The organism is Fundidesulfovibrio putealis DSM 16056 (assembly GCF_000429325.1).
GTDB classification, from domain to species: domain Bacteria; phylum Desulfobacterota; class Desulfovibrionia; order Desulfovibrionales; family Desulfovibrionaceae; genus Fundidesulfovibrio; species Fundidesulfovibrio putealis.
Genome location: NZ_AUBQ01000017.1, coordinates 27,336 through 54,024 on the forward strand (window position 1 = coordinate 27,336; position 26,689 = coordinate 54,024).

A 26,689-nucleotide genomic window follows, 5' to 3' on the forward strand; every position below is an offset into this window, starting at 1 on the left:
GGCCACCTGGCCGCCCGTACGCCTGCGGTCCCTGCAGACAAAGCCTGCTGCACACGGGCACGCATTTTCTCTTTGATGCCTAGCCGATTTGTGGCATCCAGGAAATGAAGTATTCTTAGCGGGCGGAACCACCTATGATCTTTTCTGATTTTGTCCCCGGCAAGCGCGTGATGCTCGCCCTGTGCGCGGCGCTGACGCTCTCCGGCCTGCTGGTCTCCGCGAGCTCCCCCGGCGAGGGGGGGGCGAGCCTTGGCGGCGCGGCCTTCCCCCTGGCCGCCCTGCTGCACATCGCGGCTTTCGCCTGCGCCTGCGTGGCCGCGCTGGCCATGGACTCCGCCGAGCGGGCCAGGGAGCGCAACGCCCGCATCGAGAGCGAGCAGCGCCTGAACGCCCTGATCCAGGCCATCCCCAACCAGGTCTGCTTCCAGGACACCGCAGGGCGCTGGCTGGTGGCAAACCAAGCCATGCAGGACGCGACGGGCCTGGACGCCGCAGCCCTGATGGGCAAAACCGTCACCGACATCAAGGCCCTCTCACCGAACGCAGGGTTCATCAACTCCACGGTGCTGGAGACCGACGAGCTGGCCTGGAAGGTCGGCGAGGTCCGCTACTGCGTGGCCTTCCGCCACCAGGACGGCAGCGAGTCCACGCTCGAAGTGCTGAAGAAGACCCTGGTGCACGGCGGCAGGACCGTCGGACTCATGGTGCTGCGCCAGGACATCACCTCGTCCAGGCAGGCCATGGAAGAACTGAGGAGCGTCCGCAACAGCCTTGAAACCAGCGTTGCCCAGGGCGTCGAGGAAAACCGCCGCAAGGACGTCCTGCTCATGCAGCAGTCCAGGCTGGCGGCCATGGGGGAGATGATCGGAAACATCGCCCATCAGTGGCGCCAACCCCTGAACGCGCTGGGGCTCCTGATGGCAAACCTGACCTTCGACGCCAAGGCCGGCACGGTCGACACAGCCGAATTCGACCTCTACGCCGCGCAGGGACGCGACATCCTGACGGCCATGTCGCGCACCATCGACGACTTCAGGAACTTCTTCAAACCCGACAAGGAGAAGAACATTTTCCAGGTCTGCGACCCCGTTAAGGAAGCCCTGAGCCTCATGGAAGCGAGCCTGATCCAGGCGGGCATCAGCGTGGAGCGCGACCTCGGCCTGCCTGCGACCATCCTGGGCTACCGGGGCGAGTTCTCCCAGGTGATCCTGAACCTCCTGGCAAACGCCCGCGACGCAATCCTGAATTCGGGCAACCGCCACGGCTTCATCCGGGTGTCGGTGGCCGAGCGCGACGGCTTCGCCGAGATCAGCATCGCCGACAACGGCGGAGGCGTCCCGGAGCAGAACATGACGCGCATCTTCGAGCCGTATTTCACCACGAAACCCCAGGACAAAGGTACCGGACTGGGGCTATACATGTCCAAGCGCATCATAGAAGACCATATGCAGGGACGCCTCGGCGTCTTCAATTCCGACTCCGGGACCGGCTCCGGAGCAATCGGGGCGGTGTTCACCGTAAGCGTTCCCCTGGCGCCCGCCGAAGCAGTACAAAAGGACGACAGCCCATGCCGTTGAGAAAAGCCCCGCTCTCCCCCACTGAAACCCTTTCACGAATCAGCCTGCTCCTGGTGGAGGACGACGCCTTCACCCGCGAGCAGTTGGGCAGGCTGCTCTCGCGCACGGTGGACGTGGTCCATCCTGCGGCGGACGGCTCCGAGGCGCTGCGACTCTTCCGGGAACTCCAGCCCGACATGGTGCTGACAGACATCAACATGCCCGTCATGGACGGACTGTCCATGGCCGCCATCATGAAGACCGAATCGCCCGACACCCCGATCATCGCCGTTACCGCCCATAACGAGGAGCACTTCCTCCAGAAAGCAATCGAGGTGGGCATCGACGGCTACGTGTCCAAGCCCATCGACCCCGACGCCCTGATCCCGGTGCTCTTCAAGAACGCCAGCTTCGTGCTGCAACGCAACCAGGAAGAGGCCAGGAACCAGCTGGTGTCCTATCTGCTGGACATCAACCCGCACCTCATCATCTCCTCGGAGCACGGACACGTGGACTACGCCAACCAGACTTTCCTGCAATTCGTCGGGCAGGACAGCCTGGAGACCCTGTTCGCCGGAGCGCGCGGCGCGATGAACGAAATCCACGTGGCCGGGGTGCGCTACCACCTGTCGGACTTCTCCTGGATTTCGGAACTCAGGATGCTCCCGGACCATCAGCACACCGCCTGCTTCTCGGCCTCCGGCGAGGAGTGCGTGGCCGAGAACACCTTCTGGGTGACGGCCCGGCGGTTCGGCGACCTGGATCGCGACATCGTCACCTTCACGGACATCACGCCACTGGAGCGCGAGAGGGTCCAGCTCCTGTACCGGGCCACCACGGACAGCCTCACCGGCGTGTCCAACCGCTTCAAGCTGGCCGAATACATAAGCGCGGAGCACGCGCGCTTCCGCCGCTACAAGATGCCCATGAGCCTCATCATGTTCGACATCGACCACTTCAAGAACATAAACGACACCCACGGCCACACCGTGGGCGACCTGGTGCTGGTGGAACTGGCCGCGCTGGTCAGGCGCGCCATCAGGGACACCGATACGCTGGGACGCTGGGGCGGCGAGGAGTTCATGATCCTCACGCCCGTAACCACCCTCGTTGATGCGCTGGAATTCGCGGAGCGTCTGCGCGAGGACATCGAATCGACGTCCTTTCCCCTGGCCGGGCAGCTTACGTGCAGCTTCGGCGTGGCCGAATCGGCCGAAGGGGAATCGCTGGAATCGCTCCTCAACAGGGTGGACAAAGCTCTATACAAGGCCAAAAACAATGGCCGCAACCGGGTGGAGACCGCCTGATGGGAAAGAAAGACAAATCACAACGCCCCGAGGCATCCATGGACCAGGCCGCGATCCTGCGGCTGTTCAAGGAACGCGCAAAGCCCCTCACCCTCAAGGAGGTGCTGCACGGCCTTGGCGGCTACAAGCAGCATAAGGCCAAGGTGACCCACCTGCTGGACCAGCTTGTGGAAGCGGGCCGCCTGATAAACCTCAAGGGAGCCTGGGGCCTGCCCGACAGCATGAACATGGTCACGGGACGCCTGGAGATTCAGCGCTCCGGCGTGGGCTTCGTCATCTGCGACGACAAGCGCCGCAAGGACATCTTCATAAACCCCCGCGACTTCGGTGAAGCATGGCACGGCGACCGCGTGGCCATCGTGGTCACGCGCCAGCGCGGCCCCAGCTGCGAGGGCCGCGTGGTCCGGGTGCTGGAGCGCCAGAACCCGCACCTGCCCTGCCGCGTGGAGCGCCGCATCCGCCAGGGGTTCTACCTGTGCCGCCCCACCGACCCGCGCCACAAGCACGCCCTGCTCCTGGAGCTGGAGCCGGGCGTGGACGCCCCCACCCTGGGCGACGTGCTCACTCTGGCCGCCGGAGAGAAGCTCGACGAGCAGCTCTACGCAGGGGAGCTCATCGAGGCCCTGGGCAACGAGAACGACGTCTCCGTGCAGGAGCGGCTGGTCAAGCTGAACCACGGCGTGCCAGGCCCCTTCCCGCAGTCCTGCCTGGACCAGGCCGCCGGGCTGCCCTCCGTGCCCGGCGAGGCCGACTTCGCGGGCCGCAAGGACATGCGCGACGCAGGCTTCGTCACCATCGACGGCGTGAAAGCGCGCGACTTCGACGACGCCATCCTGGTGGAGGCCGCAGGCAAGGGCTACCGCCTGTGGGTGGCCATCGCGGACGTGGGACATTACGTGCCCGAAGGTTCCGCCCTGGACCGCGAGGCCATGGAGCGCGGCAACTCCTATTATTTCCCCCAGTCCGTGGAGCCCATGTTCCCGGAAGCGCTCTCCAACGGCCTGTGCAGCCTGAACCCCGGCGTGGCCCGCCTGGCCATGGTGGTGGAGACCGACTACTCCCAGGACGGCCACCCCGGCGAGAGCCGCTTCTACCCGGCGGTCATCCAGAGCAAAGCCCGTCTGACCTACTCACAGGTGAACCGGGCGCTGCTCCTTGGCGACGAGGCCGAGCGCGCCGCCATCTCCCACGTGATGCCCATGCTGGAAACCGCCGAGAAGCTGGCCCGCGCCATCCGCGCCCGCCGCTCCGAGCGCGGCAGCCTGGACTTCGACCTGCCCGAGCCGGAGATCCTCTTCAACCTCCAGGGCGAGGCCGAGGACATCCGCCCGCGCGTGCGCCACTTCGGCCACCAGATCATCGAGGAGTTCATGATCGCGGCCAACGAGGCCGTGGCCCGGTTCCTCACGGCCCACAAAGCCCCCCTGCCCTACCGCATCCACCCCGAGCCCGACCCGGACAAGCTGGAAACGCTCTTCGGCGTGCTCAAGCGCACGGACATCGGCCTGAAGCTCCCGGCCACGCCCTCCATCGAGTCGCTCCAGAGCCTTTTGGCCCAGGTGGAAGGCACCGAGATGGAGTTTCTGGCCAACCGGCTCATGCTGCGCTCCATGATGCAGGCCAAGTACAACACCTCCAACCAGGGGCACTTCGGCCTGGCCTCCGAGTGCTACTGCCACTTCACCTCGCCCATCAGACGCTACGCAGACCTCATGGTGCACCGGGGCCTGAAGGCCGTGCTGGCCAAGCAGGAAGCCCCTGTCCCCGCCAAGCGCATGCAGGCCGTGTGCGAGCACATCAGCCAGCGCGAACGCGTGGCCATGGAAGCCGAGCGCGAAATCTTGAAGCGCATCACCGTGCTCTTCATGCGCGACAAGGTGGGCCAGACCTTCGACGGCGTCATCTCCTCCCTGGCCGACTTCGGCTTCTGGGTGGAGCTGACCCAGGTGATGGCCGAGGGCATGGTGCGCCTCTCCACCCTGACAGACGACTACTACGCCCTGTTCCCCGAACGCCAGGAGCTGCTCGGACAGCACACCGGACGCCGCTTCCGCCTGGGACAGGCCGTGCGAGTGGAATTGACCGACGTGCAGCTGGGCAGGCTGGAGGTGAACCTCAAGCTGGCCGAGGACGGCGGCGTGCAGGGGCTCCCGCGCAAGCAGCACGGCAAGCTCACCGCCCCCCGCCCGACCCGCAACGGCGACGCACCCAGGCCGGGCGGGGGCCGCAAGCCCGCCGGGAAGGCCAAGAGCAAAGGCGGCTACTTCGGCCAGACCAAGGGAGCTGCGAAAAAGCCCAAGGGACGCGGGAAAAAGTCGGATTAGGCGGGGACGCGGCGTGACGCGCTGATTACTGCGAAAGAGAGGCCTCCGGCGGGCAAAGAGGGCTCCGCCCTCTCTGCACTCTCCCGCCAGGGGAATGATCCCCCTGGACCCTGCATCCGCTTCGCGTAACGTATTGCTACGGTGTAGATTCCTGAAAAATATAGAGCCCTGAAGCGCGCAAAGCCGCGCTTCAGGGCTCTGTTTCTGGAAATCGCCGTCGTCGGTGAAGGCTGGGGCTGGGGGTTGTGACGGACGCGCCAAGGGCGGCGGGCGACGAATCGTCTTCCAATCGGTTCTAGCCCGCCGCCCTTGGCGTGGACGGAACAGCCCCCAGCCCCAGCCTTCACATCGGTTCCAGCCCGCCCGCCAGGACACGAACGGGACAGCCCCTGCCGCCAGCCAACTCAACACACCCGCACACGACGCGAAGCTACAAGCCGGGTGCAGGGGAGGCTTCTCCCCTGCCGGGTCCAGGGCAGAGCCCTGGCGGGTCTGGGCGGAGCCCAGCGAGTCCGGGCAGAGCCCGGCTCTCAACACGAAAAAGGCCCCGGAAACTCTCGTTTCCGGGGCCTTGGTTGCGAAACCTGGAGAGGCTACTCTTTTTCGGGCGCGTTGATGATGAGCTGCTTCACGCTGCCCGGATCGTACTGATAGCGGGCGGTCTTGATCCAATAGAACTTGCCGTCGATGTTCCTGATGGTCCAGAAGTCGAAGTCGTAATCTTCGCGGCGGTCGCCGTACTCGTTGAGGGCCAGCCAGCCGCTCGCGCCGTAGAAGCGCTCGGCGGTAGCCGGGATGGCCTTCCTGAGCACGGAGGCGTCCTCGCCGGAGGCCATGGCCGTGAAGGCGGCCAGCCAGACGACGTCATAGGCGACCACGGCCTGGGTATCCACGAAGGCTTGCAGGCGGTCTTCCAGGCGCTTTTCCAGCTCGGAATAGAGGGTCGTGCCGGTCTCGCCGTAGCGGGCGAAGGCCATGCGCACCTTGGCTGCGAACTGGGCAACGGCCTGATCGGAGATGACGGAGCCGCGCAGGGAGGAGTCGTCTCCGCCGTACCACTTGGCGTCGCCCAGTCCGGCGAGCTTGGCGGCCTCGCGCAGGATTCCGGCGGTCTGCGTGCCGCGCGCGGCGACGATCACGGCCAGCTTGCTCTTGTCCTTGACCTGCTTGTCGATCTGGGCCTTGAGGTCGGCCACGTAGCTGGTGAACTGGGTCACTTCGGGGCGGAAACGCGTTCCGGCCAGAACCTGCCCGCCCTGGTTGGCGAACTGTCCCTTGATGTGCGTGATGAGCTCGTCGCCGTACATGTCGCCTTCCCAGATGGCGATGAGCTGCGTGCAGCCTTCCTGGGAGGCCAGCACGGCCAGGGCCTCGGCCTGATAGGCGTCCGAGGGGGAGAAGCGCAGCAGGTTGTCGGACTTGCCCAGATAGGGGCCTGCGCTGCCCTGCGAGAGGAGCATGATGTTGTTCTTGTTGGCGAAATCGAGGACGGCGTCCACTTCGTTGTCGGTGTAGGGGCCGACCACCACGCGCACCCCGGACACGGCCAGGGCCTTCAGGCGCTCCAGGGCTTTCGCGCCGGAGGAGGCGGTGTCTTCCACCTGGACGCTGACGCGTTCGGCGGAGCCGTTCTCGGCCAGGTAGGCGTTGATGTCGGACGCGGCCAGTTCAAGAGCGACCTTGGAGCTCTGCCCCTGGGCCGCCTGGGGGCCGGTGAGGGGCAGGAGCGCGCCGATGGTCAGCTTGCCGCCGCTGAGCTTGGACTTGGCGGGAACGGCCATGCCCTTCGAAGGCCTGATCTGGGCGGCGCCGTCAGCAGCGGGGGCCGGGGCGGCCTTGCCCTTGGGTGCGGGCGCTGCGGCGGGAGCGGGCGCAGCCGTATCGGCGGGCGCGGCAGGCTGGTCCAGGGGCATGACCTCACCGGGTTTGGCGGCGGGCTTGGCAGCTGCTTTGGCCGGCTGCTTCGCGGGCTTGGCGGGCTGGGCCGGGGCTGGCGCAGCGTCAGGCGCAGCCGGGGCGTCCTGGGCGAAAGAGGAAAAGGCCAGACCGAACACAAAGAGTATCAGGAAAAATACAGTTCTTGCCGAAGAGCCGACAGATCGCATCAAGCGCCTCCATTATGTTGGGAAAGCCTGCGCGCCCAGGAAATCAACCACTACAAAATAGAGGTCCAGGGGGCAGACTTTTTCGTCAACCTCGGCGCAATGCGGCAATTCCGCTTCCGCAGCCACGCAGAGGGCCTCGTACACGCAGACCTGTTTGTCCGGTCCGAACAGGTCGCAGATTACACGATCAAGTTCCTTGAGTTCTTCCGGCGCAGTGCTCTTCAGGCTGACCCGCGCTCCACCGTCGAAATCGATGGAGAAATGCTCCAGGTATCGCGCCGCTAGTTCCTGCATTCCGGAAATCCTCTTGATTGGTATAGACTGGAGCCTGCCAAAAGGAAACTTAAAAACACGAACAAGCCTCACTTCCCAATGCAGAATCCGTCAAACACCGCGTTCAGGACGCCGTCCGGAGTGATCTCCCCGGTGATGGAGGCCAGATGGGAGCAGGCCGTCTCCAGGCGCACCCCGAGAAGATCGGGAGGGACGCCCGCTTCCAGGTCTGCGGCCAGCAGGGAGAGCTCTTCGCGGGCCTGGGCCAGGAGGGCGCACTCGCGGTCGTTGGGCACGGGCTCCGACTCGGGCAGTGCGGCGTCCGCGCCCAGAAGGCGCGCGCGCAGGGTCCGGCACAGCTCTTCCAGGCCATGGCCGGTGCGGGCCGACACGCGAAGCACCGTGAATCCGGCTTCGGCCAACACATGCGCCGGGTCGCGTCCGGCAGGCGCCAAGTCGCACTTGTTGACCACGGCCAGAGTCCGGGCCGGGTCCAGGCTGGCGATGCTGCAATCGCCGGAGAGCGCCCCGGAGAGTTCTGAAGGGTCGAAATCCTTGGAGCCGTCCACCACCAGCAGCACCGCCCGGCTCTCGCTCAGCAGGCGGGCGCAACGCGACAGCCCCTCGCGCTCCACCGGGTCGTCGGTTTCGCGCAGCCCGGCGGTGTCCACCAGCCGCACCGGCAGGCCGTCCAGGTCCAGCTGCTCTTCCAGGAAGTCCCGCGTGGTGCCGGGCACGTCGCAGACGATGGCCCGCTCGCGCCCGATGAGCGCGTTCATGAGGCTTGACTTGCCCGCGTTCACCGGTCCGGCCAGCACGGCCAGCTCCCCCTCGCGGAAGGGCCGGGCGCGACCGTGAGCCGCGATCAAAAGCCCCATGTGGTCCATGACCTCGGCGAGCGCGGCGAGAAATCCCGGCGGGTCCAGGCACTCTCCCTCGTCCTCGGGGAAATCCACCGCGAGGCAGATGCTCATGCGAAGGCCCTCCAGCCGGGAGCGCAGCTCGCCCACGCGCCGGGCCATGAGCCCTTCCAGCCGGGACAGTGCAAGCCCCGCCCCGGCCAGGGTGTCCGCCGCCACCAGTTCGGCCACGGCCTGGGCTTGGCTCAGGTCCATGCGCCCGGCCAGGAAGGCCCGCTTGGTGAACTCACCCGGCGCGGCGTGGCGCGCGCCCAGGGACAGGGCGGCCCCCACCAATGCGCGCAGGATGGCCGGGGAGCCGTGGCAGTTGAACTCCACCACGTCCTCGCCGGTGTAGGATCCGGGGCCGGGCATGTAGGCGGCCAACACGTCGTCCAGGTGGCGGCCCGTGGCGTCCAGGAGCGTGCCGTGATGCAGGCGGTAGGGCTTGAACCCTGCGAAACCCGTACGGGGTGAGCTGAAGAGGCGCTGCCCCATGGCAAGGGCGTCCGGCCCGGAGAGGCGCACGATGCCCACACCGCCGCGCCCCGGCGGGGTGACCACGGCCACGATGGTGTCTTCAGCGCGCACGGACGCTCTCCCCTGCGGACTTGAAGCCCCTGTTCGATGGGGCATGCGTTTGTTGAATGCGCGCTGACGAGGTACCGGTATCACGTGCTTGCTTCATTATCGTGTCTTTACGTCTTTGCGGCCATGGCGGCCTATTTTGTGGTGTGCTCGAACACGCCGTCCCAGTCCGGGCCGGGCGGCGCGGCTTCCAGCGTGCGGCAGCGGCTGGCGTAGAGTTCGTACAGGTCCTGCCCGGTGTCGGCCTTCAGGGCCTCGAACAGCGCCAGGGCCTCATGGAAATTCCCCTGACGGTACAGGGCCAGCCCCGCATCCCAGCGGGCCAGCTCCTGCGCGAGTTCCGTCGAGACAGCCGCAGCCAGCCCGTGCACGGTGTGGATGGTCACGGGCTCATGCTTGCCCTTCACCCGTACCCGGTCCACCTCCTGCCACAAGAAGCCCTCGCCCGCGCTGTCGCGTATGGCCCCCGTCACCAGCACGCGTTGGTGGTAATACTTGGTAAGGCCCTCAAGGCGCGAGCACAGGTTCACGTTGTCGCCGATGATGGTGTAGTCGAACAGGTCCTCGGAGCCGAAGTTGCCCACGCGCACCGGGCCGTGGTGCAGGCCGATGCCGATCTGGATCTCGAAGCCGTAGCGCAGCCGGAACCCGACATTGAGCGTGTCCAGCTCGCGCAGCATGGAGAGTGCGGTCTCCACGGCCTTTCGCGGATGGTCCGCCACGTCCAGGGGCGCGTTCCAGAAGGCCATGATGGCGTCGCCGATGAACTTGTCCAGGGTGCCGAAGCTTCCGGTGACCAGGCGCGTCATGGGGGTCAGGTATTCATGGAGCAGCGCCACCACCTGCGTGGGCGAGAGCTTCTCCGACATGCTGGTGAAGCCGCGCACGTCCGAGAACAGGATGCTCACGTCCTTTTCCTCGCCGGTGAGGGTCAGCTTGCCCGGTTCGTCCACGATCTGGGACACCACGTCAGGGGACAGATAGTGTGAGAAGGCCCCCTGGATGAAGCGCTTCTGGCGCTCCTCGTTCAGGAACTTCAGGAACGTGAGCAGCGTGAAGTTGACGCCAAGGGCCATGAGCGGCGTGAGCGGCGACACGTACAGGTCCAGCCGGTTCATGCACAGGGCCGAGGCGTACCACATGCCGCCCCCGGCCAGAAGGCTCAAGGCCCCCACCCAGAGCGAGCGCGTGAACATGAGCAGCACCGTGACCCCCAGCCCGAACGCGGCCAGCAGCGTCAGTTCCAGGTACCAGGCGTCGATGGGGTGGCGCAGGTATTTGTCGGAGATGATCATGTCCGCGATGGTGGCGTGGGCCTCCACGCCGGGGAATTCCTGGTCCAGGGGGGTTGCCCGGATGTCCTGGAGGCCGCGCGCGGAGGTGCCCAAGAACACGATTTTGCCTCGCAGGTCGGCTGCGGCCACGTCGCCGCGCATCACGTCCGCCGCCGAGATGTAGGGGAAGGTCCTGGCCGGGCCGCGATAGTCGAGCAGCAGGCCCCCGCGCCGGTCCAGGGGGACCTTGCGTTTGCCCAGCTCCCCCATATCCAGGGTTATGTCCATGTCCTGCCCGCCGTAGCCGTCCGGCGAGACGCTCAGCACCGCGCCCTGGTCGCCGAAAGCCCGCATCAGCGTGGACACGGCGAGGCTCGGGAAGGCGGTCTGGTTGTAGGATACGGCCAGCGGCACCCAGCGCACGATGTTGTCGCGGTCCGGAAAGGAGTTGAAGAACCCGGCCCAGCCTCCGGACGCGGCCAGCTCCGGCAGCGGGCACACGGCGGAGTAGGCCTGGGCCAGCAGGAGCGGCGCGCCCGCCGCGTCCTGGGAGCGGCGCACGGCAAGGCGCGGCGGCGGCAGCGTGCAGGCCTGCGCGGTGGCGCTGTCGCTGGCCTGGTAGGTGAAGAAGTAGCCCAGCACGTACGGTCCGGCCCCGAGCATCCTGGCCAGGAGCCTGTCGTTGTCGCGCAGGTCGTCGGGCAGGCCGGTGAAGTCCATGTTCACGCCGAGCGAGGCGAGCTTTTTGCGGATGGTCTCGGGCGAGGTCTGGTCCGGCTCCGCGAAGATGACGTCCATGCCCACGGCCAGCACGCCGTACTGCTTGAGCCGCCCCAGCAGTAGGGCAACCTGGTGGCGCGGCCAGGGCCACTGGCCGATTTCGGCCAGGCTCTTCTCGTCCAGGTCGATCACGGCCACGTGGCCGGACTGCACCGGGCGGGGGCGTTGCCGCAGCAGCACGTCGTAGACCTTGTAGTCCAGGAACCCCAGCCAGGAGGGACTGGTCCAGTGGACGAAGGACAGCGCGACGGTCACTGCGAGCCCCGGCAGAAACTGCATGAGCCAGAGCCTGGGGTCGCGCAGGCGTCTGAAAAAGTCTTTGCCTGAAGAGTTTTTGGACTTGCGGGACACTTTCCACTCTCCACAAAATCGTATATGGCAGTCAACATGGCGGGCGGTCCCCCGAGGAAAACCCAACGCCCGCCCCAACGCACACGATGGACGATCCAACCCGCGCCAAAAGCCGCCTGGCCCGCATGATCGCACGCCTGGACCCGCAGAGCAAACGCCTGCTGCTGTCCGCCGGCGTGGGTTACCTGCTGTGCGTCTGGCAGGCCTTCTGCGTGAGCCCCCCCTGGCCGGATCTCGCCCGCGCGACCGGCTCCAGCGCGGCGGACATGGCCGTGTCGGCGCTGAACCCGTCTTTGGCCCGCAAGGCCGTCCGGGACATGTTCCTTGGCGATCCGCTCATCCCCGGCGAGGTGCGCGCCAGCATCGACTGGCAGTCGGTGCGCCAACCCGTGGCGCTGGCCTCGGTCAGCCCCGACGTCCCCGAAGGCTGGGCCAGACGGGCCGAGACCACCCTGTGGGGAAAATCAAAGGCCGTGCTGCGCCCCACGCCCACCTACACCATGGCCTGCTTCATACCGCAACAGCCCCCTGGAGCGCGGCCCGCGCACACGCCGACGCCGGGCACCCTGGCCGCGCGGTTCGAGTCGGGCACGGACGGGGCGGCCTCGGTGGGGCACACGCCCTCCGCCGGAACCAGCTACGGCACCTTCCAGATCGCGGCGGGCACGCCCACGTTCGGAAACTTCCTGCGCTACTTGAAAGACCGCGCCCCGGACCTGCACGTGAGGCTCTCCGGGCGCGGCCCGGCGGACACCGGCTCCACGGGCGGCTCGGTTCCCGCCGAATGGCGGCGCATCGCGGCGGAGAATCCCAAGCGCTTCGAGCGGCTGCAATACGAGTTCATCCAGGCCACGCACTACCGCCCCGCCGTGGCGGAGATCTACTCGCGCTCCGGCGTGGATGTTTCGGCCCTGTCCCCGGCCAGCCGGGAGGTGCTCTGGAGCGCCGCCGTGCAGCACGGGCCGGGCGGCGCGGCGGACATCTTCGTGGCCTCGGTCACGGCCATCAAGGGGCGCATCGTGGAGGAGCGGCGCGTGGTGCACTTCGAGAAGGCCCTGATCGAGGAAGTGTACAAAAGACGCCTGAGCTGCTGGGGCAACAGCCCCCTGGTGGGGCGCGGAGCCATGCTCTCGCGCTATGGCCGGGAAAAGACGCAGGCGCTGACCCTTCTGGACCGTCACTATTCCGGCACCTGACCGAGCCTGGACTGCTCCTGAATATTCCCTACGCCGTCTCCGCCATCCCGGCGGGCCTGCCGTTTTCGTCCAGGCCGGGCATGAAGGCCCGCATGGTGGGGTGATCCGAGGCGAGCGCCTCCTGGGCCGTGCCCGTAAACTCGATGCGCCCCTCGTCCAGGAGCGCCACCGTGTCCGCGATGGAGAACACGTCCGGGATGTCATGGCTGACCATCACCGCCGTGAACCCGAAGGCCCGGCGCGACTCGTCTATCAGTTTGAACACGCCCCACTTGCGCATGGGATCAAGCCCCGTGGTGGGCTCGTCGAACAAGATGATGCGCGGCTCGGTGACCAGCGCCCTGGCCAGGGCCACGCGCTTCTGCATGCCGCCCGAGAGCTGCGACGGAAATTTGCCGGGCATCTGGGACAGCTCCAGTTCCTTGAGCAGCCGCTCCACGCGTTCGCGCACCTGGGGCTCGGGCAGGTGCAGCTTCTCGCGAAGCGGCAGGGCCACGTTGTCGAACACGGAGAGCGAATCGAACAGGGCCATTGCCTGGAACATATAGGACATCACCGATTTCAGGCCCCGGCGCTCGGTGTTGGACATGTCCCCCAGGGCCTTGCCTTCGAACCAGACGTCGCCGGAGTCGGGCCGCAGAAGCCCCATGATGTGCTTGAGCAGCACGCTCTTTCCTTCGCCGCTCTTGCCGATGACGGCGGTGAGATCGCCCGCCTTGATGTCCAGGTCCACGCCCGTAAGCACCGGGCGCCCCTGGAAGGACTTTTTCAGGTCCTTGATCTGGATAAGCGTTGTGGACACGTGAAGCCTCCGGGCCGGTTCATACCCAAGTGCCCAGCAATTGCAACACGCGCGTGCCCCGCGCCGCGCGCGCCATGCGACAAAAAATTGAATACCCGCCCGTCCCGCCCCCCCTGAAAGCGCCTGGCAAGCGGCAATATCAGCCCGAAAAGCGCCGCAACACGGCGTCGGCACGAAGGTTGCTAGCGTGATTTCGACCCCGGAGGCCTAAAGCGCCGGGAAAGTCCTGCCGATAATCCATTCAGGAGATGAATGGTTGAAGCAGGGGTTCACTGGGCATCACACTGAAATGACGGGACATTTTGAAATGCGGCAACATCTTGTTATCCTTTGCGAAAGCAAGTACCTTAAGCAAGTTCGGCGCTTTGCGGCCTTGCCGTCCGCGTTCACCTTACAAACGAACGGTGGTCCTGGCATATGTTCCTGGTGAACAAAACGTACTACCGGCCAAGCAAGGCGGCGCGCTATCTGGCCATCCTGGACACCCTCGCCCAGGACAGCCAGGTGAGCCAGAACGAGCTGGGCCGCCGCGCGAACCTTTCAGGCGCCATGGTGAACCAGTACCTGAAAGAGATGGCGGAGACGAACCTCATCGAGTTCGAACGGGTGAACGGCAAAAGTTTCCGCTACCTGCTCACTGACGAGGGCGAAGCCCGCCGGAGGACCATGTTCTCCAGTTTCTCGTCGGAAACGGTGCAGATTTACACCGCCCTCAAGGCGGCCATCGTCCACAAGCTCGCCAACCTGAAGAGCCGCTCCCTGGTGAAGCTGGTTCTGTTCGGAGCCTCCGAGACCTGCGAGATAGTGCTCCAGGCCCTGCGCGCCACCGGCGGCTTCGAGGTGATGGCCCTGGTGGACAACGACCCGGCCAAGGCCGGAAAGACTCTCGGCGGGTACGTCATATCCCCGCCGGTGGTGCTCGACTCCCTGCGGCCCCAGGCCGTTGTGATTACCTCCTACGGTTGCCAGGAGGAAATTCACGGGCAGCTTCGAGAGCTTTACGGGCAGCACAACGTGGAGATCATACGCTTATGAAGACGCCCCCCCCCATCCAGCTCAAGTCCGGCGTTGCCATCGGGCATGGACGCCCCTGCTTCGTGGTCGCCGAAATCGGCAACAACCACCAGGGGGATGTGGCCATCGCCCGCCAGATGGTCCATGAGGCCGCCAAGGCCGGGGTCCAGGCCGTCAAGTTCCAGAAACGCGACATGAACGCCCTGTTCACCGACGAAGGCCTCCAGATGCCCTACGGCGGCCCCAACAGCTTCGGCAAAACCTACGGCGAGCACCGCCTCGCCCTGGAACTGTCCATCGAGGACATGGTCGAGCTGAAGGAACTTGCCGAGTCGCTGGGGCTTGTCTTCTTCGCCTCAGCCTGGGACCAGGTCAGCCTGGCCGAACTTCTGGACATGGGCGTTGAGGTGCTGAAGATCAGCTCCGCCGACCTGGTCAACGTGCCGCTGCTGCGACAGGCAGGAGCCACGGGACTGCCCGTGATCCTCTCCACGGGCATGAGCAGCCTGGAAGAGATCGACCTGGCCGTTTCCGAGCTTCGCCGCTACCATGACAAGATCATCATTCTGCACTGCAACTCCACCTACCCCTGCCCCGACGAGTGCGTGGGCCTGCCGGTGATGGCCGAACTGGCCAAGCGCTACGGCCTGCCCGTTGGCTACTCCGGGCACGAGCAGGGCATCGGGCCGAGCGTCGCCGCTGCCGCGCTTGGCGCCTGCGTGGTGGAGCGCCACTTCACCCTGGACCGCACCCTGCGCGGCACCGACCATCAGGCCTCGCTGGACCCTGCCGGGTTTGCGCAGATGGTTGGCCTTATCCGCGAGGCCGAAGCGGCCATGACCGTGTGCCGCAAGGAAGTCTCCGAACCGGAGCGCAAGGTTGCCGTGAAGCTGCGCAAGAGCGTTGTCTTCGCCCGCGACCTGCCCGCCGGGCACACCCTGGCCGAGGCCGACCTCACCGTGAAATGCCCCGGACACGGCATCAGCCCCGTGCACTGGGACGACGTGCTGGGCCGCACCCTGGTGGCCGCCGTGCGCCACGAGGATCTGGTCCAGTGGGACCAGCTTGCCCCTGCCTTAAGCGTTCGCGGGAGCATCGTGGACGAGCTGCCCCTGGCCCAGAGCCGTTAAACACGCGTCAGAAACCGGCGCGGACAAAGGCCCATGACAGCCGGGAAACCTGCGGTCCACGCCAACCGCACGCATCACGCAGCGCCTTGCTTCCAGGGCGCTGCGCGCCAGCCATGAAAGTCCTCCACTTCTCCATCACCCCCCTGGCGGGAATGCCCGTCAGGCTGGTGCAGGCCCTGCGCCGCCACACCGGCGTGGACGCCCGGCTGGTGGACCTCAAGCGCTTCGGCCTCTACGACCACGACCTCGTGCTGTCCGAATCACCGCAGGAGGCCCTGGACCTGGCCTGGGACGCAGACGTCATCCACCTGCACAACTACCTGGACTACGACTCCAAGGCCTTTGGCCGCATCGATTTCCGCGCCCTGGCCCAGGCTGGCAAGCGCGTGGTGCGCCAGTTCCACTCCGCGCCGTCGCTGGTGGCCGAGGTCATGGGCATCACGCCCGAAAAGCTCCTGGCTCAGGACATCCCCTGTCTGGCCATCGCCCAGTACCCCGAGCGCCTCTACCCCAAGGCCATGATCGTCCCCAATTTCGTGCCCGAGACCGAGGACGCCTACCTGCCCTCCTCCAAGACCCCGCGCTGGGACATCTTCTACAGCCCCACGAAGGACTTCAGCGCCTGGGCCGACCGCTGGAGCACCAAGGGCATGCCCGAGGCCACCGCCGTGATCGAAGCCGTGGGCAGGCGCACGCGCGCCGCCACGCGCATCGTCACCGGCCTGCCCTTGGCGCAGGCACTGGAAGAGAAACGCGCAAGCCGCATCGTGGTGGATGATCTGGTCACGGGCAGCTACCACCTGACCGGCCTTGAGGGGCTGGCCCAGGGCAAGTGCGTGCTGTCCTACCTGGACGAGCGCTCGCTCATGCTGCTGCGCCGCTTCTCGGGGAGCGACACGCACCCCTTCGTCAACGTCCGCCTGGAGGACGCAGGGGAGGTGCTGGAGCATCTGGTGGCGCAGCCGGAACTCACCCGCGAACTGGGTGTGCAGGGGCGGCGCTGGCTGGCCGAATACTGGCCCGAGGAGCGCATGATCCGCCACTACGAGCGGGTGTACGAGCTTCTGCTGGAAGACCCGCGCCTGGTGGCGCGCCAGCCGGAGTTGTCGCTGGAATCACGCTCGAAGTATTTCCTTTTCCACACCCTTCCCGACCTGATCTATAGGTCCAGAGCATCGGCCTGGACAAACCCCGCCTGAGCGCCTAGCTTCCCGATCCTGACAAACCCACCCCTGTTTTCCGGGGGAAGGCCGCCGCCACTTTTCGACCCCACGACAGGGCCAGGAGTTGCGGAGGCAGCGCTCGTCGTCCATATGCCAGTGACCTGGGATTCGCTCCCCGGCCCGTGCGGCGTCCGGTCGGCATCCATGCGCATCTGACATCAGGACTGGAGGAGCACCGAGCATGCCCATCGACCGTCGTTCGTTCGTGACCGGAGCCTGCTGCGGCGCGGTCGCCGTTGCCGCCGCCGGAGCCGCCCTGCCCCTTCTGACGCCATCCGTCAGCGCGGGCGCAGCCCAGCCCGCCGTGCTCCCCTCGGGCGCGGACCCCGCCGCCTACGCCAGGGAGCGCTTCCTCTCCCACTGGAACTGCACCCAGGCGGTGCTGGAGTCCCTGTCCGGACACGCCGGGATGGACGCCGAGGCCGTGACGCGCATCACCACGCCCTTCGCGGCTGGCATGTGGAACGGGCTGACCTGCGGCGCGGTCACCGGGGCCATGATGGCCCTGGGGATGCGCTTCGGGCGCACAACAGACGGCGATGGCAAGGGCACGGACGTCACCAAGGCGAAGATGCGCGAGCTGGTCGTCGCAATGCGCTCCCAATTCGGAAACCTCGACTGCTCCGCCCTGCTGGGGACCGACATGGCAACAGACGCGGGCGTCTCGCAGGCTGCGGGCCAGGGACTCTTCAAGTCCACGTGTCCGCTGCTGGTGGAGGCTGCCGTGAAGGAAGCGGCCAGGCTGATGGCCGCATAACACGCGGGATTGGCGTCAGCAGCGCCCCCCTCTGGACATCTCCCCTGCCGGAGATTTACACTGCATCACGCGTTATTTGCGGGAAAAACGGCAGGATCTGGCAGAACAGGCGGCTTTAGCAGCGCCGCGTCTTCTGCACTGGCACGAATACCCCTTGAGACGAACAAGGAGTATCTTCATGAATATGTTTCCTCCCGAAACTGTTCTTGGAGCGTTCAGGTATCTGCATTCGCTGTTCAGGCGCAAACAGCTGGCGGTCGCGGGAAGCTGCCTCCAATGCGGAAAATGCTGCGAGAGCCTCTGCATCAGTGTGGACGGCGGGTTCATCGAGTCCGAATATCAATTGCGCGAAGCCTGCGCAAAAGACCCGCGATACGAGCGCTTCGTCATCACCGGGCAGGACAGCTTCGGTCCGCTGGTGTTCAAATGCTCCAGCCTCGTGGACAACAGATGCGCGGACTACGCCAACAGGCTTGAATTCTGCGCGAACTACCCCACGACGAATCTCTACTTCACGGGGCGCAACGTGCTGCCGGGCTGCGGGTTCCGGTTCTCCTACGAATGACCGCGCGCGTTGCCCTACGATGTTTCCGCCAATGAAGAAGGCCGCCCCGAGGGACGGCCTTTCACGTTTTGAAAGTCTGCCGGGAGCGGCGGCGCTAGCGGGCCACCCGCACGGCCGCGCGCCTGGCCTTCACGAACTCGATGATGCCGGGCATGATGGACACAAGGATGATCAGGTAGATCACCTTGTTGAAGTTTTTCTCCACGATGGGCAGGTTCCCCACCAGATAGCCAAGGCCGATCAGGCCGCCGATCCACAGCACGCCCCCGCCCACGGAGTAGGCCAGGAACTTGGTGTAGGTCATCTTGCCGATTCCGGCCACGAAAGGCGCGAAGGTGCGCACGATGGGCATGAACCGGGCGATCACCAGGGTCTTGCCGCCGTGTTTCTCGTAGAAGGCGTGGGTCTTTTCCAGGTGCTTCTTGTTCAGGAGCCTGCTGTCCTCCCGGTTGAACACGGCAGGCCCGGCGGTGCGCCCGATCCAGTAGTTGGTGTTGTCGCCCAGCACAGCCGCCGACATCAGAAGGCCCGTGGTCAGAATCGGGTCCAGGCTGCCCGCACCGCAGAACGCGCCCACGATGAACAGCAGGGAGTCGCCCGGCAAAAACGGGGTCACCACAAGGCCCGTCTCGCAGAAGATGATGAGAAACAGCACCAGATAGGCCCAGGCCCCGTAGTTGGTGACGATCATCTCCAGGGTTTCCTTGACGTGCCCGAGCATCCAGAAGAACTGGGAAAGGATTTCCATGCATTGTCCTTGATAATGTGAGAATAGGGAGAAGAGCCTCTCCGGCGCGGCTTACATAAGGCGGGTTTGCCCGGCAGGCAAGCGGGAAGTGACCCGGCCTTCAGGGCAGGCCCCACGCATCCGGGCCGGAGGGCCAGAGATTTCCGGCACTCCCGAAAACGGGCCTCTACGCCACTCCAGACCCGCTACTACGCCGGGACACCCGGGCCAGCCGCCAGACGCGCCGGGCGGGCTGGCCGAGCTCCTGACCGCACGGCGCACAGCGCGGATATGAACATGACCGCCCCCCGGCAAGGAGAAACCATGGACGATACCGGCTACCTGCTCCCCCGCATCGGCACGCTCGTCACCCCTTACGACAAGCTGGAGGACATCCCGCGCCAGTCGTCCCTGGCGGCGGACGTGCTGGGCCGGGCCGAGGTGTTCCCGGAATACGCGCCGGGCCTGGCCACGATTGAGGAATGCAGCAAGATCTGGCTGATCTTTCTGTTCGACCTGGCCAAACCGGTGGAACTGACCACGACCTCCCTCGAGGACGGCCGCACGCGCGGCGTCTTCGCTACGCGCTCGCCCCGCAGACCCTCGCGCCTGGGCATGAGCGCGGTGGAAGTGGTGTCCGTGAGCGAGGGAGTCCTGGTGTTCCAGGGCGTGGACATGCGAAACGGCTCGCCGCTCCTGGATATCAAGCCCTGCTTCGAGTGCTGACGCCCCCCGGCGGCAGGACAGGAAAAGCCCTCCGTGCGCCGGACTGCCGGACGGAGGGCTCGGGTGGGTTTTCACGGGCTGCCTGGTTCACCGGCGCGACTGCACCGCGAACGGCCAGGACGCCCCTCGTCCCAAACAGGCAACCGGGCAGCGGCCCCGGAAGAATGCTCGCACACGTTCCAGGCGGGCACGCCGTCCGACCGTCTACTCCACAGTGAGGTGCTCGGCCTTGCCCACGGCCTCGGCCTTGATGCGGTTCAAGGCGTCGGCCAGGGTGGGCACCACGTTCTCACGGATGTCGCCCGCGACGATGATGAACAGGACGTCGTCTCCGGGAACGAACGTGCCGGAGTTGGCCTTGGCCGTCACCGAGAAGATGCCGGGCCGCTGGGACAGCTCCTGGCAGATGGCCTCTATCTTTGCCAGGTCCGGCTTGATCTCCAGCCGGTCCACGGGCTTGCCGCTCTGGCGCTGGGTGCCGCGCACCACGCCGTTGTGCACCAGCAACATGCCCACCTTCTCGGTGAAGCCGGGCTTTTTCTTCAACTCGGCGATTGCCTTGGAAATATCCATGTAGACCTCCGTGGTTGGGTATATTCTACAGGAGAAGGCCGCGCCGTGCCAAGAGGCTTTGGCGCGTTCGCGGCCCGCTCCCGAAAAAAAGGGACCGGAGCCTCGCGGCTCCGGTCCCAATTGTACCCGTCAGAGTTCATGCAACGCTTCCCGGCGACAACCCCACGAACGGATCGGCTGCGGGCAAAGGCATTGCCCCACTGGGGTTTCCAAAGGGCGCAGCCCTTTGGCCGCCGGAGGCTATTCCTGCTTCAACAACTCATGAACCTAAACCAAGAAAACCATTTATTCTGTTTATGAAAAACATTTCATGTTTTTCAAAAACGCGACGCTAGCTCCCCTTCTTCAAGCCCGCGTACCAGCCGCTGGCCTGCTCCAGGATGGAGTTTATGCGCCCCACCATCTTGTGGGGGTCGGACAGGTAGCCCTCCAGCAAGAGCGCCGACTCGTAGAGCTGCTCCGTGGCCTGATCGATGAACGGGTCCTTGGGATCGGCGCCGTAGATGGCGATGAGGTTCCTGGTCAGGGCGTGGTCCGGGTTCAGCTCCATGATCTTCTCGGGGGCCGACTCGTCCTTGTTCATCATGCGCATGAGTCGCTGCATCTGGGAGCTCATCTGCCCGTCGGCGGCCACCAGGCAGGAGGGGCTGGATTTCAGGCGCTGCGAACCGCGCACGTCCTTGATGCGATCCCCCAGCACTTCCTTCATGCGGGCCAGGAGCCCCTCGAACAGGGTGGTCTCTTCGGGCGTGAGCGCTGCCGGAGCCTCGCCCGCGTCCGGGGCGTCGTCGAAGCTGGCCAGGTCCTTGGCCTGGGCCTGCTCGGCGGACTTGAAGGCGAACTCCTTGAAGTCGCCGATGGATTCCAGCACGAACTCGTCCACAGGCTCGTACAGGTAGAGTACCTCGATGCCCTTGCGCCGGAAGATTTCCAGGTGGGGGTTCATGTCCAGGGCCTCGCGGCTTGTGCCCGAGAGATAGTAGACGGTCTTCTGGCCATCTTTCGCGCGGGTGACGTAATCGGCCAGGCTGGTCAGCTTGTCCGGGCCGTCCAGGGCCGAGGAATCAAAGCGCAGCAGTTCGGAGTAGGCCTCGCGGTTCAGGAAGTCGGAGTAGCCCAGCTTGAAGATCTTGGCGTGCTCCTTCCACAGGGCCGCGTAGCCTTCGGGATCGGCGGCGGCCTTCTTGCGAAGCCGCGAGAGGATCTCCTTGGTGACGGCCTGGGCGATGCGGCGCAGCATGGCGTTCTGCTGCAAGGTCTCGCGGCTTAAGTTCAGCGGCAGGTCCTCGGTGTCCACCACGCCCCGGCAGAAGCGCAGGTACTCGGGCAGGAGCTCGGTTGCGTCCTTGGCTATGAGCACCCGGCGCACGTACAGGTCCAGGCCGCGCTCGAGCTTCTGGAAGCCCAGGAACTCTTCGGACTTGGCGGGCACGAACACCAGGGCCGAGAACTGCACCGGCGCGTCCACGTTCATGTGGACGGTCTCGATGGGAGCCTCGGGGTCGTGGGTCAGGAAGGTGTAGAACTCCTTGTACTGCTCGGCGGTCACGGAGGTCTTGGGCTCGCGCCACACCGCCGGGACGGTGTTCACCCGCTCGCCGTCCACCAGGATGGGAAACGAGATGAAGTGGGAGTGGCGGTTGATGATGTCCTTGATGACCGCCGGATCGGCGTATTCCTTGGCGTCGTCCTTCAGGTGGATTTCCAGGGAGGAGCCGCGCGTCACCTCGCCCTCGGCCAGGATCAGCTCATAGCCGCCCAGGCCGTCGGACACCCAGACCCAGGCCGCCTCCTCGGGCTCGGCGGACTTGGTGGTCAGCACCACCTGGCGCGCCACCATGAACACCGAGTAGAAGCCCACGCCGAAGCGCCCGATGATGGAGCTGGCCTTGGAGGCGTCGGAGCCCAGGGCCTTCAGGAAGTCCTCGGAGCCGGAGTGGGCGATGGAGCCGATGTTCTCCACCAGCTCGATCTCGGACATGCCGATGCCGGAGTCGGCGATGGTCAGCACGCCGTTTTCCTTGTCCGTGGTGATACGGATTTCCAAGGGAAGCTCGGCATCGGCCACGGCGACGCCGCTGCTCTGCTTGAAGCGCAGCTTCTCCAGGGCGTCGGAGGCGTTGGAGATCAGCTCGCGAAGGAAGATCTCCTTATTGGTGTAGACAGAATGCGTAATGATATCGAGCAATTTGACGATGTCGGCCTTGAACTCGCGCTTCGTGACCTTCTCGCTTTCGGACATGTCTCAACCTCTTCTGCTTTTGTTTGGTTCTTTAGGTGCGAACGGTTGCGCCTGATGCATCTGGCCTGCCCGACCGGCAGGGCTTGACTAGCCTCAGGAGAAGCCGCCCGGAGTGCACCCCGTGGGGAACGGGCCGGGGGCGAAGGGCGTGGCCGCGCCCTTGTCCGAGGTCTGGCCGCACACCGGCGACAGGATGCGCACGGCTCCTGGCTTGCCGCACACTGGGCACGCGGGGGCCTCGGTGGCGGAGGCGCTCATCAGTTCCTCGAAACGGTTGGCGCACGCGGCGCACTGGTATTCATAGAGGGGCATGACGGGTCTCCTGCTGGAATGTGTAGTCAACCGAGTACCTTAAACAGCGCCGCCGCTCTGTCAAGGCCCGGCCCCCGATTGGCTTTTCCGGGCACCCGTGAGGCAGCGCCCGAAGTGGTGTTGACCGTCAACGGGCCGAAGCATATATGAAGTAGGATGTTCATTCTCTCCCGGGGGCCTTGACCGCTTCCGGTGTGTGATTATTGTAAACTTCCAAGACGCAACTACGCAGAAAGGAGGACAAAAGCATGGTCATCGACTTCAGTCCGTTCTTCGGACAGCAGACACCGCTCGACCGGATCTTCGAGGCTTTCTGGTCGCCTTCCATGTCCATCTCCCAGCGCCCCTACGCCTATCCTCCCGTGAACATCTCCGAGGATCAGGAGAACATCACCGTGCGCTGCGAACTTCCAGGCATGGACATCTCCGAGATCGACCTGACGCTCACCGAGTCGTCGCTGGTGGTCAAGGGCGAACGCCAGCCCGCCAAGGGCAAGTACTACCGCCAGGAGCGCCCCACCGGCGCGTTCCAGCGGGTGGTGAACATCCACTCCCCCATCGACCGCGAACGCGTGAGCGCCAAGATGAAGGACGGCCTGCTGGAAGTGGTGATTCCCAAGTCCGAGTCGTCCAAGCCCAAGAAAATCTCCATCGACATCGCCTGATAGCGGAGGAACAGGACAATGAGCGAAGAAACCAGGACCGAGGAAAAGGGCCTGCCACGCGCCAAGCCCGCCACCGACATCGTGGAGACCCCCGACGGCTTCTACATCTATATGGATATTCCGGGCGTCTCCAAGGAATCCTTGATCATCGACCTGAACGAGGACGAGATCAAGGTGACCGGCAGGACCGCCTACCCCACGCCCGACGGCGAGAAGCTGATCCATGTGGAGTTCGGCAACGGCGAATACTACAGGGGCTTCACCCTGTCGCACATCGTGGACAAGGCCAGCATCAAGGCCAACGTGAAGAACGGCGTGCTGGAGCTGCACCTGCCCAAGGCCGAGAAAGCCCAGCCGCGAAAAATCGACATCCAGATGGGCTAGCGCCCAGCGCGGCCCGCTTCAAACGGAGGTACGTATGTTGGAACAACTCTTCCCCGCACTGCGCAGAAGCGACCCGGCCGGAAGGTTCCCATCCCCCTTCGAGGCCATGGAACGCATGATGCGCGAACCCTTTTCGGGTTTTGCGAACATGAAGGACATCACTCCCTCGGTGGACGTCAAGGAGACCGGGGGCGAGGTGCTGGTGAGCGCCGAACTGCCCGGCGTGGACCCCAAGGACGTGGAGCTGACCCTGGACAACGGCGTGCTGACCATCCAGGGCCACAAAACAGAGACCAACGAGCAGAAGGACGGCGAGACCGTGCTCGCGAGGGAGATCCGCTACGGCAGCTTCACGCGCTCCCTGGCCATGCCCGCCGGGGTGCTGGCCGACAAGGCGTCCGCCAGCTTCGACAAGGGCGTCCTGAAGATCACCATCCCCAAGTCCGAGGACGCCAAACCCACGCGCGTGCCCATCGAAAGTTAGCAGGAGTGCGTTCGCTTTTCGTCGACCGGCCTGTTTGAACGCAAGCCGAACGTTGCGGCCCCGGGAGACAATCTCCCGGAAACACTGACGACTTGTGGTGACGAAACCAACGGACGCGAAACATCAGGCCGGGCCGGGAGAATACCCCGGCCCGGCCTTTTTTTTCCCGCGACGCGGAAACGTCACTCTCTGCCGCTGGACAGCGCGCCCTGTTTATCGCATAGGAGGATCAAGAACACTTTCCTGCAGTGAGAATACAGCAATGAGCACCAGTGCGTACCACGTCGTCCTGACCAGAAACGAAGTCGGATATTTTGCCCATTGTCCCAGCGTGAACGGCTGCCATGGACTGGGCGAAACCCCCGAAGAAGCCCTGGCCGGTTTCAAGGCGTCCCTGGAATTCTACGTCCAGACCCTGCCGGACGCCCAGGGCCGCGACTTGCTGAAAAGCGTGAACCTGGGCTTGCACCCCGAAGGCCTCTCCGGCCAGTTCGCCCAGGCGCGCTGAGTCAGGACACCCGAAACCGCCCCTCCCGTCGGGTTGTCCGGCGGCCCGAAGCCCGCGTATGTCACGGCAGCCCCAGCGCCCTGTCTGCGCTCTCCGTGCACGCCGTGATCATTGCTCCCCATAGCCCCCCGGAGAGCAGCGGCCCGCCGCCACGCTTTGACGGCCATGGCCGCGCGCCGGTTCCTCCGCCCCGGTTTGCAATGCCGGGTCATTTATCCTATCCTGACGTTTCCGGTCCGCCGCGATTCCTCCCGTCCGGCCCCGGAATATTCTGTTTCATCCGAGGATACCGGCATGCAGCTTCTCGACGGGAAGGCCACCGCACTCTCCATCCGCCAGAACCTGGCGGTCGATGTCGAACGACTGAAAAAAATCCACGGACGCGCTCCGCATCTGGCGGTGGTCCTGGTAGGCGATGACCCCGCCTCCCAGGTCTACGTCCGCAACAAGGAGCGCGGCTGCGCCGAGGCGGGCATCACCTCCAGCGCCCACCGCATCGGCGCGGACGTCACCCAGTCCTCCCTGGAGGCGCTGGTCCGCGAACTGAGCGCCAACGACGAGATCGACGGAATCCTGGTGCAGGCCCCCCTGCCCCGCCACCTGGACCTTCTGGCCGTGCAGTCCCTGGTGGACCCCGACAAGGACGTGGACGGTTTCCACCCCGTCAACGTGGGCAAGCTGTGCATCGGGCTGCCCTGCCTGATGCCCTGCACGCCCGCCGGCGTCATGGAGCTGCTCAAGCATTACGATATTTCCTGCGCAGGCAAGAAGGCCGTGGTCATCGGACGCTCCAACATCGTGGGCAAGCCCATGGCCCTCCTGCTGGCCAGGGCGGAACCCATGGCCAACGCCACCGTGACCATCTGCCATTCGCGCACGCCCGACCTCGTGGGCGAGTGCCGCTCCGCCGACATCCTGGTGGCAGCCATCGGCAGGCCGAAGTTCGTCACCCGCGAGATGGTCAAGCCCGGAGCCGTCGTGGTGGACGTGGGCATCAACCGCACCGAGCAGGGCCTGTGCGGCGACGTGGACTTCGAGGCCGTGAAGGATCTGGCCTCGGCCATCACCCCCGTGCCCGGCGGCATCGGTCCCATGACCATCGCCATGCTTCTGGCCAACACCGTGAAGGCCTACACCTGGCGCATGGAGCGCTGAAGGCGGCCCCATGGCACGAGTTTTCCACACATTCGCCACTGCGGCCCTGGTCCTGCTCCTCTGGAGCGGGGCCGGGCTTGCGGCCAGCCTCACCGTGGCAAGCCCGGCCTTCAAGGACGGCGACAGGATGCCCCGGTCGGCTGGATGCGAGGGAGGGGACCACTCCCCGCCCCTCAGCATAAGCGGAGCTCCGGCGGAGACGAAGACACTGGCCATCCTCATGACCGAGCAGGATTCCCCGCGATCGGTCATAGCGTTGTGGATGGCCTACAACCTCCCCGGAAACCTCGCCAACCTTCCGGAGAACCAACCCCGCACCCGCCAGATGAAAGGCGAGGGACTGCAACTGCCGGGACCCGGCGGCAGGATGGGCTACACCGGCCCCTGCCCGCCCTCGGGACTCACGCGCCGCTACGTCATAGAAGTGTTCGCCCTGGACGCCTCCCTGGATCTGCCCGAAAACGCCACCAAGCAGGAGTTCCTGCTGGCCGTGGAGGGACACATCCTGGCCAGGGGCAAACTGTTCGGCAAATTCAAGAAGTAGTCTGGCTTGCCCGCCAATACCGCCTGAGAAAGCCCTGCTCCAGGCAGCCGGACAGCCGGATTGTCCCTAATCGGCCGCATCGGCCCGGCTGTGCGGCTTTCGCATCCCCAGCTGATTCTGTTTCCCGGAGTGATTTCCGCGCCCGTCCGCGCCGATGCTGACGGCTAGGCATCCACAACGCCTTGCCTGAGCCATTTCTTGACAAACACGACATGCAACGCTGAT

Annotated in this window: 25 protein-coding genes; 16 read left to right on the forward strand and 9 right to left on the reverse strand. The window is 65.4% G+C overall.

The annotated features are described in order from the left end of the window. Nucleotides 1-134: 134 nt before the first annotated feature. From G453_RS26485 to rnr, 3 genes are read left to right on the forward strand one after another with little or no spacing between them, the layout of a single operon-like run. A complete protein-coding gene (locus tag G453_RS26485; RefSeq protein ID WP_051272461.1) occupies nt 135-1,577 on the forward strand; it encodes a PAS domain-containing sensor histidine kinase in 1,443 nt (480 codons plus the stop codon). Then, the gene (locus G453_RS0114600) at nt 1,568-2,863 is read left to right on the forward strand and encodes a diguanylate cyclase (protein WP_027191653.1); all 1,296 of its coding nucleotides are present in this window, start codon (nt 1,568-1,570) and stop codon (nt 2,861-2,863) included. Before G453_RS26485 ends, G453_RS0114600 begins: the two co-directional genes overlap by 10 nt. Then, nucleotides 2,863-5,187: a ribonuclease R gene (rnr, locus tag G453_RS24285; protein WP_084502379.1), complete on the forward strand. Its 2,325-nt coding sequence runs from the start codon at nt 2,863-2,865 to the stop codon at nt 5,185-5,187. The genes G453_RS0114600 and rnr overlap by 1 nt, the downstream gene beginning before the upstream one ends. A 593-nt stretch (nt 5,188-5,780) precedes the next feature. On the opposite strand, the gene G453_RS24290 is transcribed toward rnr, so the two are convergent. The 4 genes from G453_RS24290 to G453_RS0114625 all read right to left on the reverse strand — a co-directional run bounded on the left by G453_RS24290 (nt 5,781) and on the right by G453_RS0114625 (nt 11,457). Continuing rightward, entirely contained in the window at nt 5,781-7,292 is a 1,512-nt protein-coding gene (locus G453_RS24290) for an ABC transporter substrate-binding protein (RefSeq protein WP_084502381.1), read from the reverse strand. A 12-nt stretch (nt 7,293-7,304) separates the two neighbouring features. Further along, nucleotides 7,305-7,586 (reverse strand): hypothetical protein, encoded by a 282-nt coding sequence (locus tag G453_RS24295; RefSeq protein WP_043645943.1) that lies wholly within the window; start codon nt 7,584-7,586, stop codon nt 7,305-7,307. 68 nt (nt 7,587-7,654) lie between these two features. Next, on the reverse strand, nt 7,655-9,055 hold the full coding sequence (gene mnmE / locus G453_RS0114620; protein ID WP_027191654.1) for a tRNA uridine-5-carboxymethylaminomethyl(34) synthesis GTPase MnmE: 1,401 nt from the start codon (nt 9,053-9,055) through the stop codon (nt 7,655-7,657). Nucleotides 9,056-9,186: 131 nt separating this feature from the next. Then, on the reverse strand, nt 9,187-11,457 hold the full coding sequence (locus G453_RS0114625; protein WP_051272464.1) for a CHASE2 domain-containing protein: 2,271 nt from the start codon (nt 11,455-11,457) through the stop codon (nt 9,187-9,189). 86 nt (nt 11,458-11,543) lie between these two features. Between G453_RS0114625 and G453_RS26490 the strand changes: the two genes are divergently transcribed. After that, nucleotides 11,544-12,653, forward strand: a complete 1,110-nt coding sequence (locus tag G453_RS26490; RefSeq protein ID WP_051272465.1) for a VgrG-related protein — start codon at nt 11,544-11,546, stop codon at nt 12,651-12,653. Between the two features lie 28 nt (nt 12,654-12,681). Here the strand turns inward: G453_RS26490 and G453_RS0114635 are convergent, their stop codons facing one another. Beyond that, a complete protein-coding gene (locus tag G453_RS0114635) occupies nt 12,682-13,455 on the reverse strand; it encodes an ABC transporter ATP-binding protein (RefSeq protein ID WP_027191656.1) in 774 nt (257 codons plus the stop codon). Nucleotides 13,456-13,872: 417 nt separating this feature from the next. Between G453_RS0114635 and G453_RS0114640 the strand changes: the two genes are divergently transcribed. The 5 genes from G453_RS0114640 (at nt 13,873) to G453_RS0114660 (ending at nt 18,144) form a co-directional block, all read left to right on the forward strand. Beyond that, on the forward strand, nt 13,873-14,490 hold the full coding sequence (locus G453_RS0114640) for a winged helix-turn-helix domain-containing protein (protein WP_027191657.1): 618 nt from the start codon (nt 13,873-13,875) through the stop codon (nt 14,488-14,490). Then, nucleotides 14,487-15,599, forward strand: a complete 1,113-nt coding sequence (locus G453_RS0114645) for an N-acetylneuraminate synthase family protein (protein ID WP_027191658.1) — start codon at nt 14,487-14,489, stop codon at nt 15,597-15,599. Before G453_RS0114640 ends, G453_RS0114645 begins: the two co-directional genes overlap by 4 nt. Nucleotides 15,600-15,712: 113 nt before the next feature. After that, nucleotides 15,713-16,798 (forward strand): glycosyltransferase family protein, encoded by a 1,086-nt coding sequence (locus G453_RS24305; RefSeq protein WP_043645945.1) that lies wholly within the window; start codon nt 15,713-15,715, stop codon nt 16,796-16,798. A gap of 205 nt (nt 16,799-17,003) precedes the next feature. Beyond that, nucleotides 17,004-17,579: a C-GCAxxG-C-C family protein gene (locus tag G453_RS0114655; protein ID WP_027191659.1), complete on the forward strand. Its 576-nt coding sequence runs from the start codon at nt 17,004-17,006 to the stop codon at nt 17,577-17,579. Between the two features lie 178 nt (nt 17,580-17,757). Continuing rightward, nucleotides 17,758-18,144 (forward strand): YkgJ family cysteine cluster protein, encoded by a 387-nt coding sequence (locus G453_RS0114660; protein WP_027191660.1) that lies wholly within the window; start codon nt 17,758-17,760, stop codon nt 18,142-18,144. Between the two features lie 94 nt (nt 18,145-18,238). Here the strand turns inward: G453_RS0114660 and G453_RS0114665 are convergent, their stop codons facing one another. Next, nucleotides 18,239-18,892 carry a DedA family protein gene (locus tag G453_RS0114665; RefSeq protein WP_027191661.1) on the reverse strand — a complete coding sequence of 218 codons (654 nt, stop codon included), beginning with the start codon at nt 18,890-18,892 and terminating at the stop codon, nt 18,239-18,241. Between the two features lie 303 nt (nt 18,893-19,195). On the opposite strand from G453_RS0114665, the gene G453_RS24310 reads away from it, so the two are divergent. Beyond that, on the forward strand, nt 19,196-19,597 hold the full coding sequence (locus tag G453_RS24310; RefSeq protein ID WP_051272466.1) for an SAM-dependent methyltransferase: 402 nt from the start codon (nt 19,196-19,198) through the stop codon (nt 19,595-19,597). Nucleotides 19,598-19,801: 204 nt separating this feature from the next. Here G453_RS24310 and G453_RS0114675 read toward each other — a convergent pair whose 3' ends face one another. The 3 genes from G453_RS0114675 to G453_RS24315 all read right to left on the reverse strand — a co-directional run bounded on the left by G453_RS0114675 (nt 19,802) and on the right by G453_RS24315 (nt 22,724). Next, nucleotides 19,802-20,170, reverse strand: a complete 369-nt coding sequence (locus tag G453_RS0114675) for a molybdenum cofactor biosynthesis protein MoaE (protein ID WP_027191662.1) — start codon at nt 20,168-20,170, stop codon at nt 19,802-19,804. Nucleotides 20,171-20,501: 331 nt separating this feature from the next. Further along, entirely contained in the window at nt 20,502-22,412 is a 1,911-nt protein-coding gene (gene htpG / locus G453_RS0114680) for a molecular chaperone HtpG (RefSeq protein WP_027191663.1), read from the reverse strand. Nucleotides 22,413-22,505: 93 nt separating this feature from the next. After that, on the reverse strand, nt 22,506-22,724 hold the full coding sequence (locus G453_RS24315) for an FmdB family zinc ribbon protein (protein ID WP_043645947.1): 219 nt from the start codon (nt 22,722-22,724) through the stop codon (nt 22,506-22,508). Nucleotides 22,725-22,972: 248 nt separating this feature from the next. On the opposite strand from G453_RS24315, the gene G453_RS0114690 reads away from it, so the two are divergent. The 6 genes from G453_RS0114690 to G453_RS0114715 all read left to right on the forward strand — a co-directional run bounded on the left by G453_RS0114690 (nt 22,973) and on the right by G453_RS0114715 (nt 26,464). Then, nucleotides 22,973-23,389, forward strand: a complete 417-nt coding sequence (locus G453_RS0114690) for an Hsp20/alpha crystallin family protein (protein ID WP_027191664.1) — start codon at nt 22,973-22,975, stop codon at nt 23,387-23,389. An 18-nt stretch (nt 23,390-23,407) separates the two neighbouring features. Beyond that, nucleotides 23,408-23,773 carry an Hsp20/alpha crystallin family protein gene (locus G453_RS0114695; RefSeq protein WP_027191665.1) on the forward strand — a complete coding sequence of 122 codons (366 nt, stop codon included), beginning with the start codon at nt 23,408-23,410 and terminating at the stop codon, nt 23,771-23,773. A 34-nt stretch (nt 23,774-23,807) separates the two neighbouring features. Next, nucleotides 23,808-24,257, forward strand: coding sequence for an Hsp20/alpha crystallin family protein (locus G453_RS0114700; protein ID WP_027191666.1), 450 nt, complete (start codon nt 23,808-23,810; stop codon nt 24,255-24,257). Nucleotides 24,258-24,519: 262 nt separating this feature from the next. Then, a complete protein-coding gene (locus tag G453_RS24320; RefSeq protein ID WP_043645949.1) occupies nt 24,520-24,765 on the forward strand; it encodes a type II toxin-antitoxin system HicB family antitoxin in 246 nt (81 codons plus the stop codon). A gap of 294 nt (nt 24,766-25,059) precedes the next feature. Next, nucleotides 25,060-25,920, forward strand: coding sequence for a bifunctional methylenetetrahydrofolate dehydrogenase/methenyltetrahydrofolate cyclohydrolase FolD (gene folD / locus G453_RS0114710; protein ID WP_027191667.1), 861 nt, complete (start codon nt 25,060-25,062; stop codon nt 25,918-25,920). 10 nt (nt 25,921-25,930) lie between these two features. Next, nucleotides 25,931-26,464 (forward strand): YbhB/YbcL family Raf kinase inhibitor-like protein, encoded by a 534-nt coding sequence (locus G453_RS0114715; RefSeq protein WP_051272467.1) that lies wholly within the window; start codon nt 25,931-25,933, stop codon nt 26,462-26,464. Nucleotides 26,465-26,689: the final 225 nt, after the last annotated feature.

Excerpts from the sequence above, each read along its gene's own strand:
- G453_RS24320 (WP_043645949.1), top strand. The coding sequence starts at position 24,520 with ATGAGCACCAGTGCGTACCACGTCGTCCTGACCAGAAACGAAGTCGGA.
- G453_RS26490 (WP_051272465.1), top strand. The coding sequence starts at position 11,544 with ATGGACGATCCAACCCGCGCCAAAAGCCGCCTGGCCCGCATGATCGCA.
- G453_RS0114640 (WP_027191657.1), top strand. The coding sequence starts at position 13,873 with ATGTTCCTGGTGAACAAAACGTACTACCGGCCAAGCAAGGCGGCGCGC.
- G453_RS24315 (WP_043645947.1), bottom strand. The coding sequence starts at position 22,724 with ATGCCCCTCTATGAATACCAGTGCGCCGCGTGCGCCAACCGTTTCGAG.
- G453_RS0114700 (WP_027191666.1), top strand. The coding sequence starts at position 23,808 with ATGTTGGAACAACTCTTCCCCGCACTGCGCAGAAGCGACCCGGCCGGA.
- G453_RS0114645 (WP_027191658.1), top strand. The coding sequence starts at position 14,487 with ATGAAGACGCCCCCCCCCATCCAGCTCAAGTCCGGCGTTGCCATCGGG.
- G453_RS0114600 (WP_027191653.1), top strand. The coding sequence starts at position 1,568 with ATGCCGTTGAGAAAAGCCCCGCTCTCCCCCACTGAAACCCTTTCACGA.
- G453_RS24295 (WP_043645943.1), bottom strand. The coding sequence starts at position 7,586 with ATGCAGGAACTAGCGGCGCGATACCTGGAGCATTTCTCCATCGATTTC.
- G453_RS0114660 (WP_027191660.1), top strand. The coding sequence starts at position 17,758 with ATGAATATGTTTCCTCCCGAAACTGTTCTTGGAGCGTTCAGGTATCTG.
- G453_RS0114695 (WP_027191665.1), top strand. The coding sequence starts at position 23,408 with ATGAGCGAAGAAACCAGGACCGAGGAAAAGGGCCTGCCACGCGCCAAG.
- G453_RS0114655 (WP_027191659.1), top strand. The coding sequence starts at position 17,004 with ATGCCCATCGACCGTCGTTCGTTCGTGACCGGAGCCTGCTGCGGCGCG.
- G453_RS0114665 (WP_027191661.1), bottom strand. The coding sequence starts at position 18,892 with ATGGAAATCCTTTCCCAGTTCTTCTGGATGCTCGGGCACGTCAAGGAA.
- G453_RS0114690 (WP_027191664.1), top strand. The coding sequence starts at position 22,973 with ATGGTCATCGACTTCAGTCCGTTCTTCGGACAGCAGACACCGCTCGAC.
- G453_RS0114715 (WP_051272467.1), top strand. The coding sequence starts at position 25,931 with ATGGCACGAGTTTTCCACACATTCGCCACTGCGGCCCTGGTCCTGCTC.
- htpG (WP_027191663.1), bottom strand. The coding sequence starts at position 22,412 with ATGTCCGAAAGCGAGAAGGTCACGAAGCGCGAGTTCAAGGCCGACATC.
- G453_RS24310 (WP_051272466.1), top strand. The coding sequence starts at position 19,196 with ATGGACGATACCGGCTACCTGCTCCCCCGCATCGGCACGCTCGTCACC.
- G453_RS26485 (WP_051272461.1), top strand. The coding sequence starts at position 135 with ATGATCTTTTCTGATTTTGTCCCCGGCAAGCGCGTGATGCTCGCCCTG.
- G453_RS24290 (WP_084502381.1), bottom strand. The coding sequence starts at position 7,292 with ATGCGATCTGTCGGCTCTTCGGCAAGAACTGTATTTTTCCTGATACTC.
- G453_RS0114675 (WP_027191662.1), bottom strand. The coding sequence starts at position 20,170 with ATGGATATTTCCAAGGCAATCGCCGAGTTGAAGAAAAAGCCCGGCTTC.
- folD (WP_027191667.1), top strand. The coding sequence starts at position 25,060 with ATGCAGCTTCTCGACGGGAAGGCCACCGCACTCTCCATCCGCCAGAAC.
- rnr (WP_084502379.1), top strand. The coding sequence starts at position 2,863 with ATGGGAAAGAAAGACAAATCACAACGCCCCGAGGCATCCATGGACCAG.
- G453_RS24305 (WP_043645945.1), top strand. The coding sequence starts at position 15,713 with ATGAAAGTCCTCCACTTCTCCATCACCCCCCTGGCGGGAATGCCCGTC.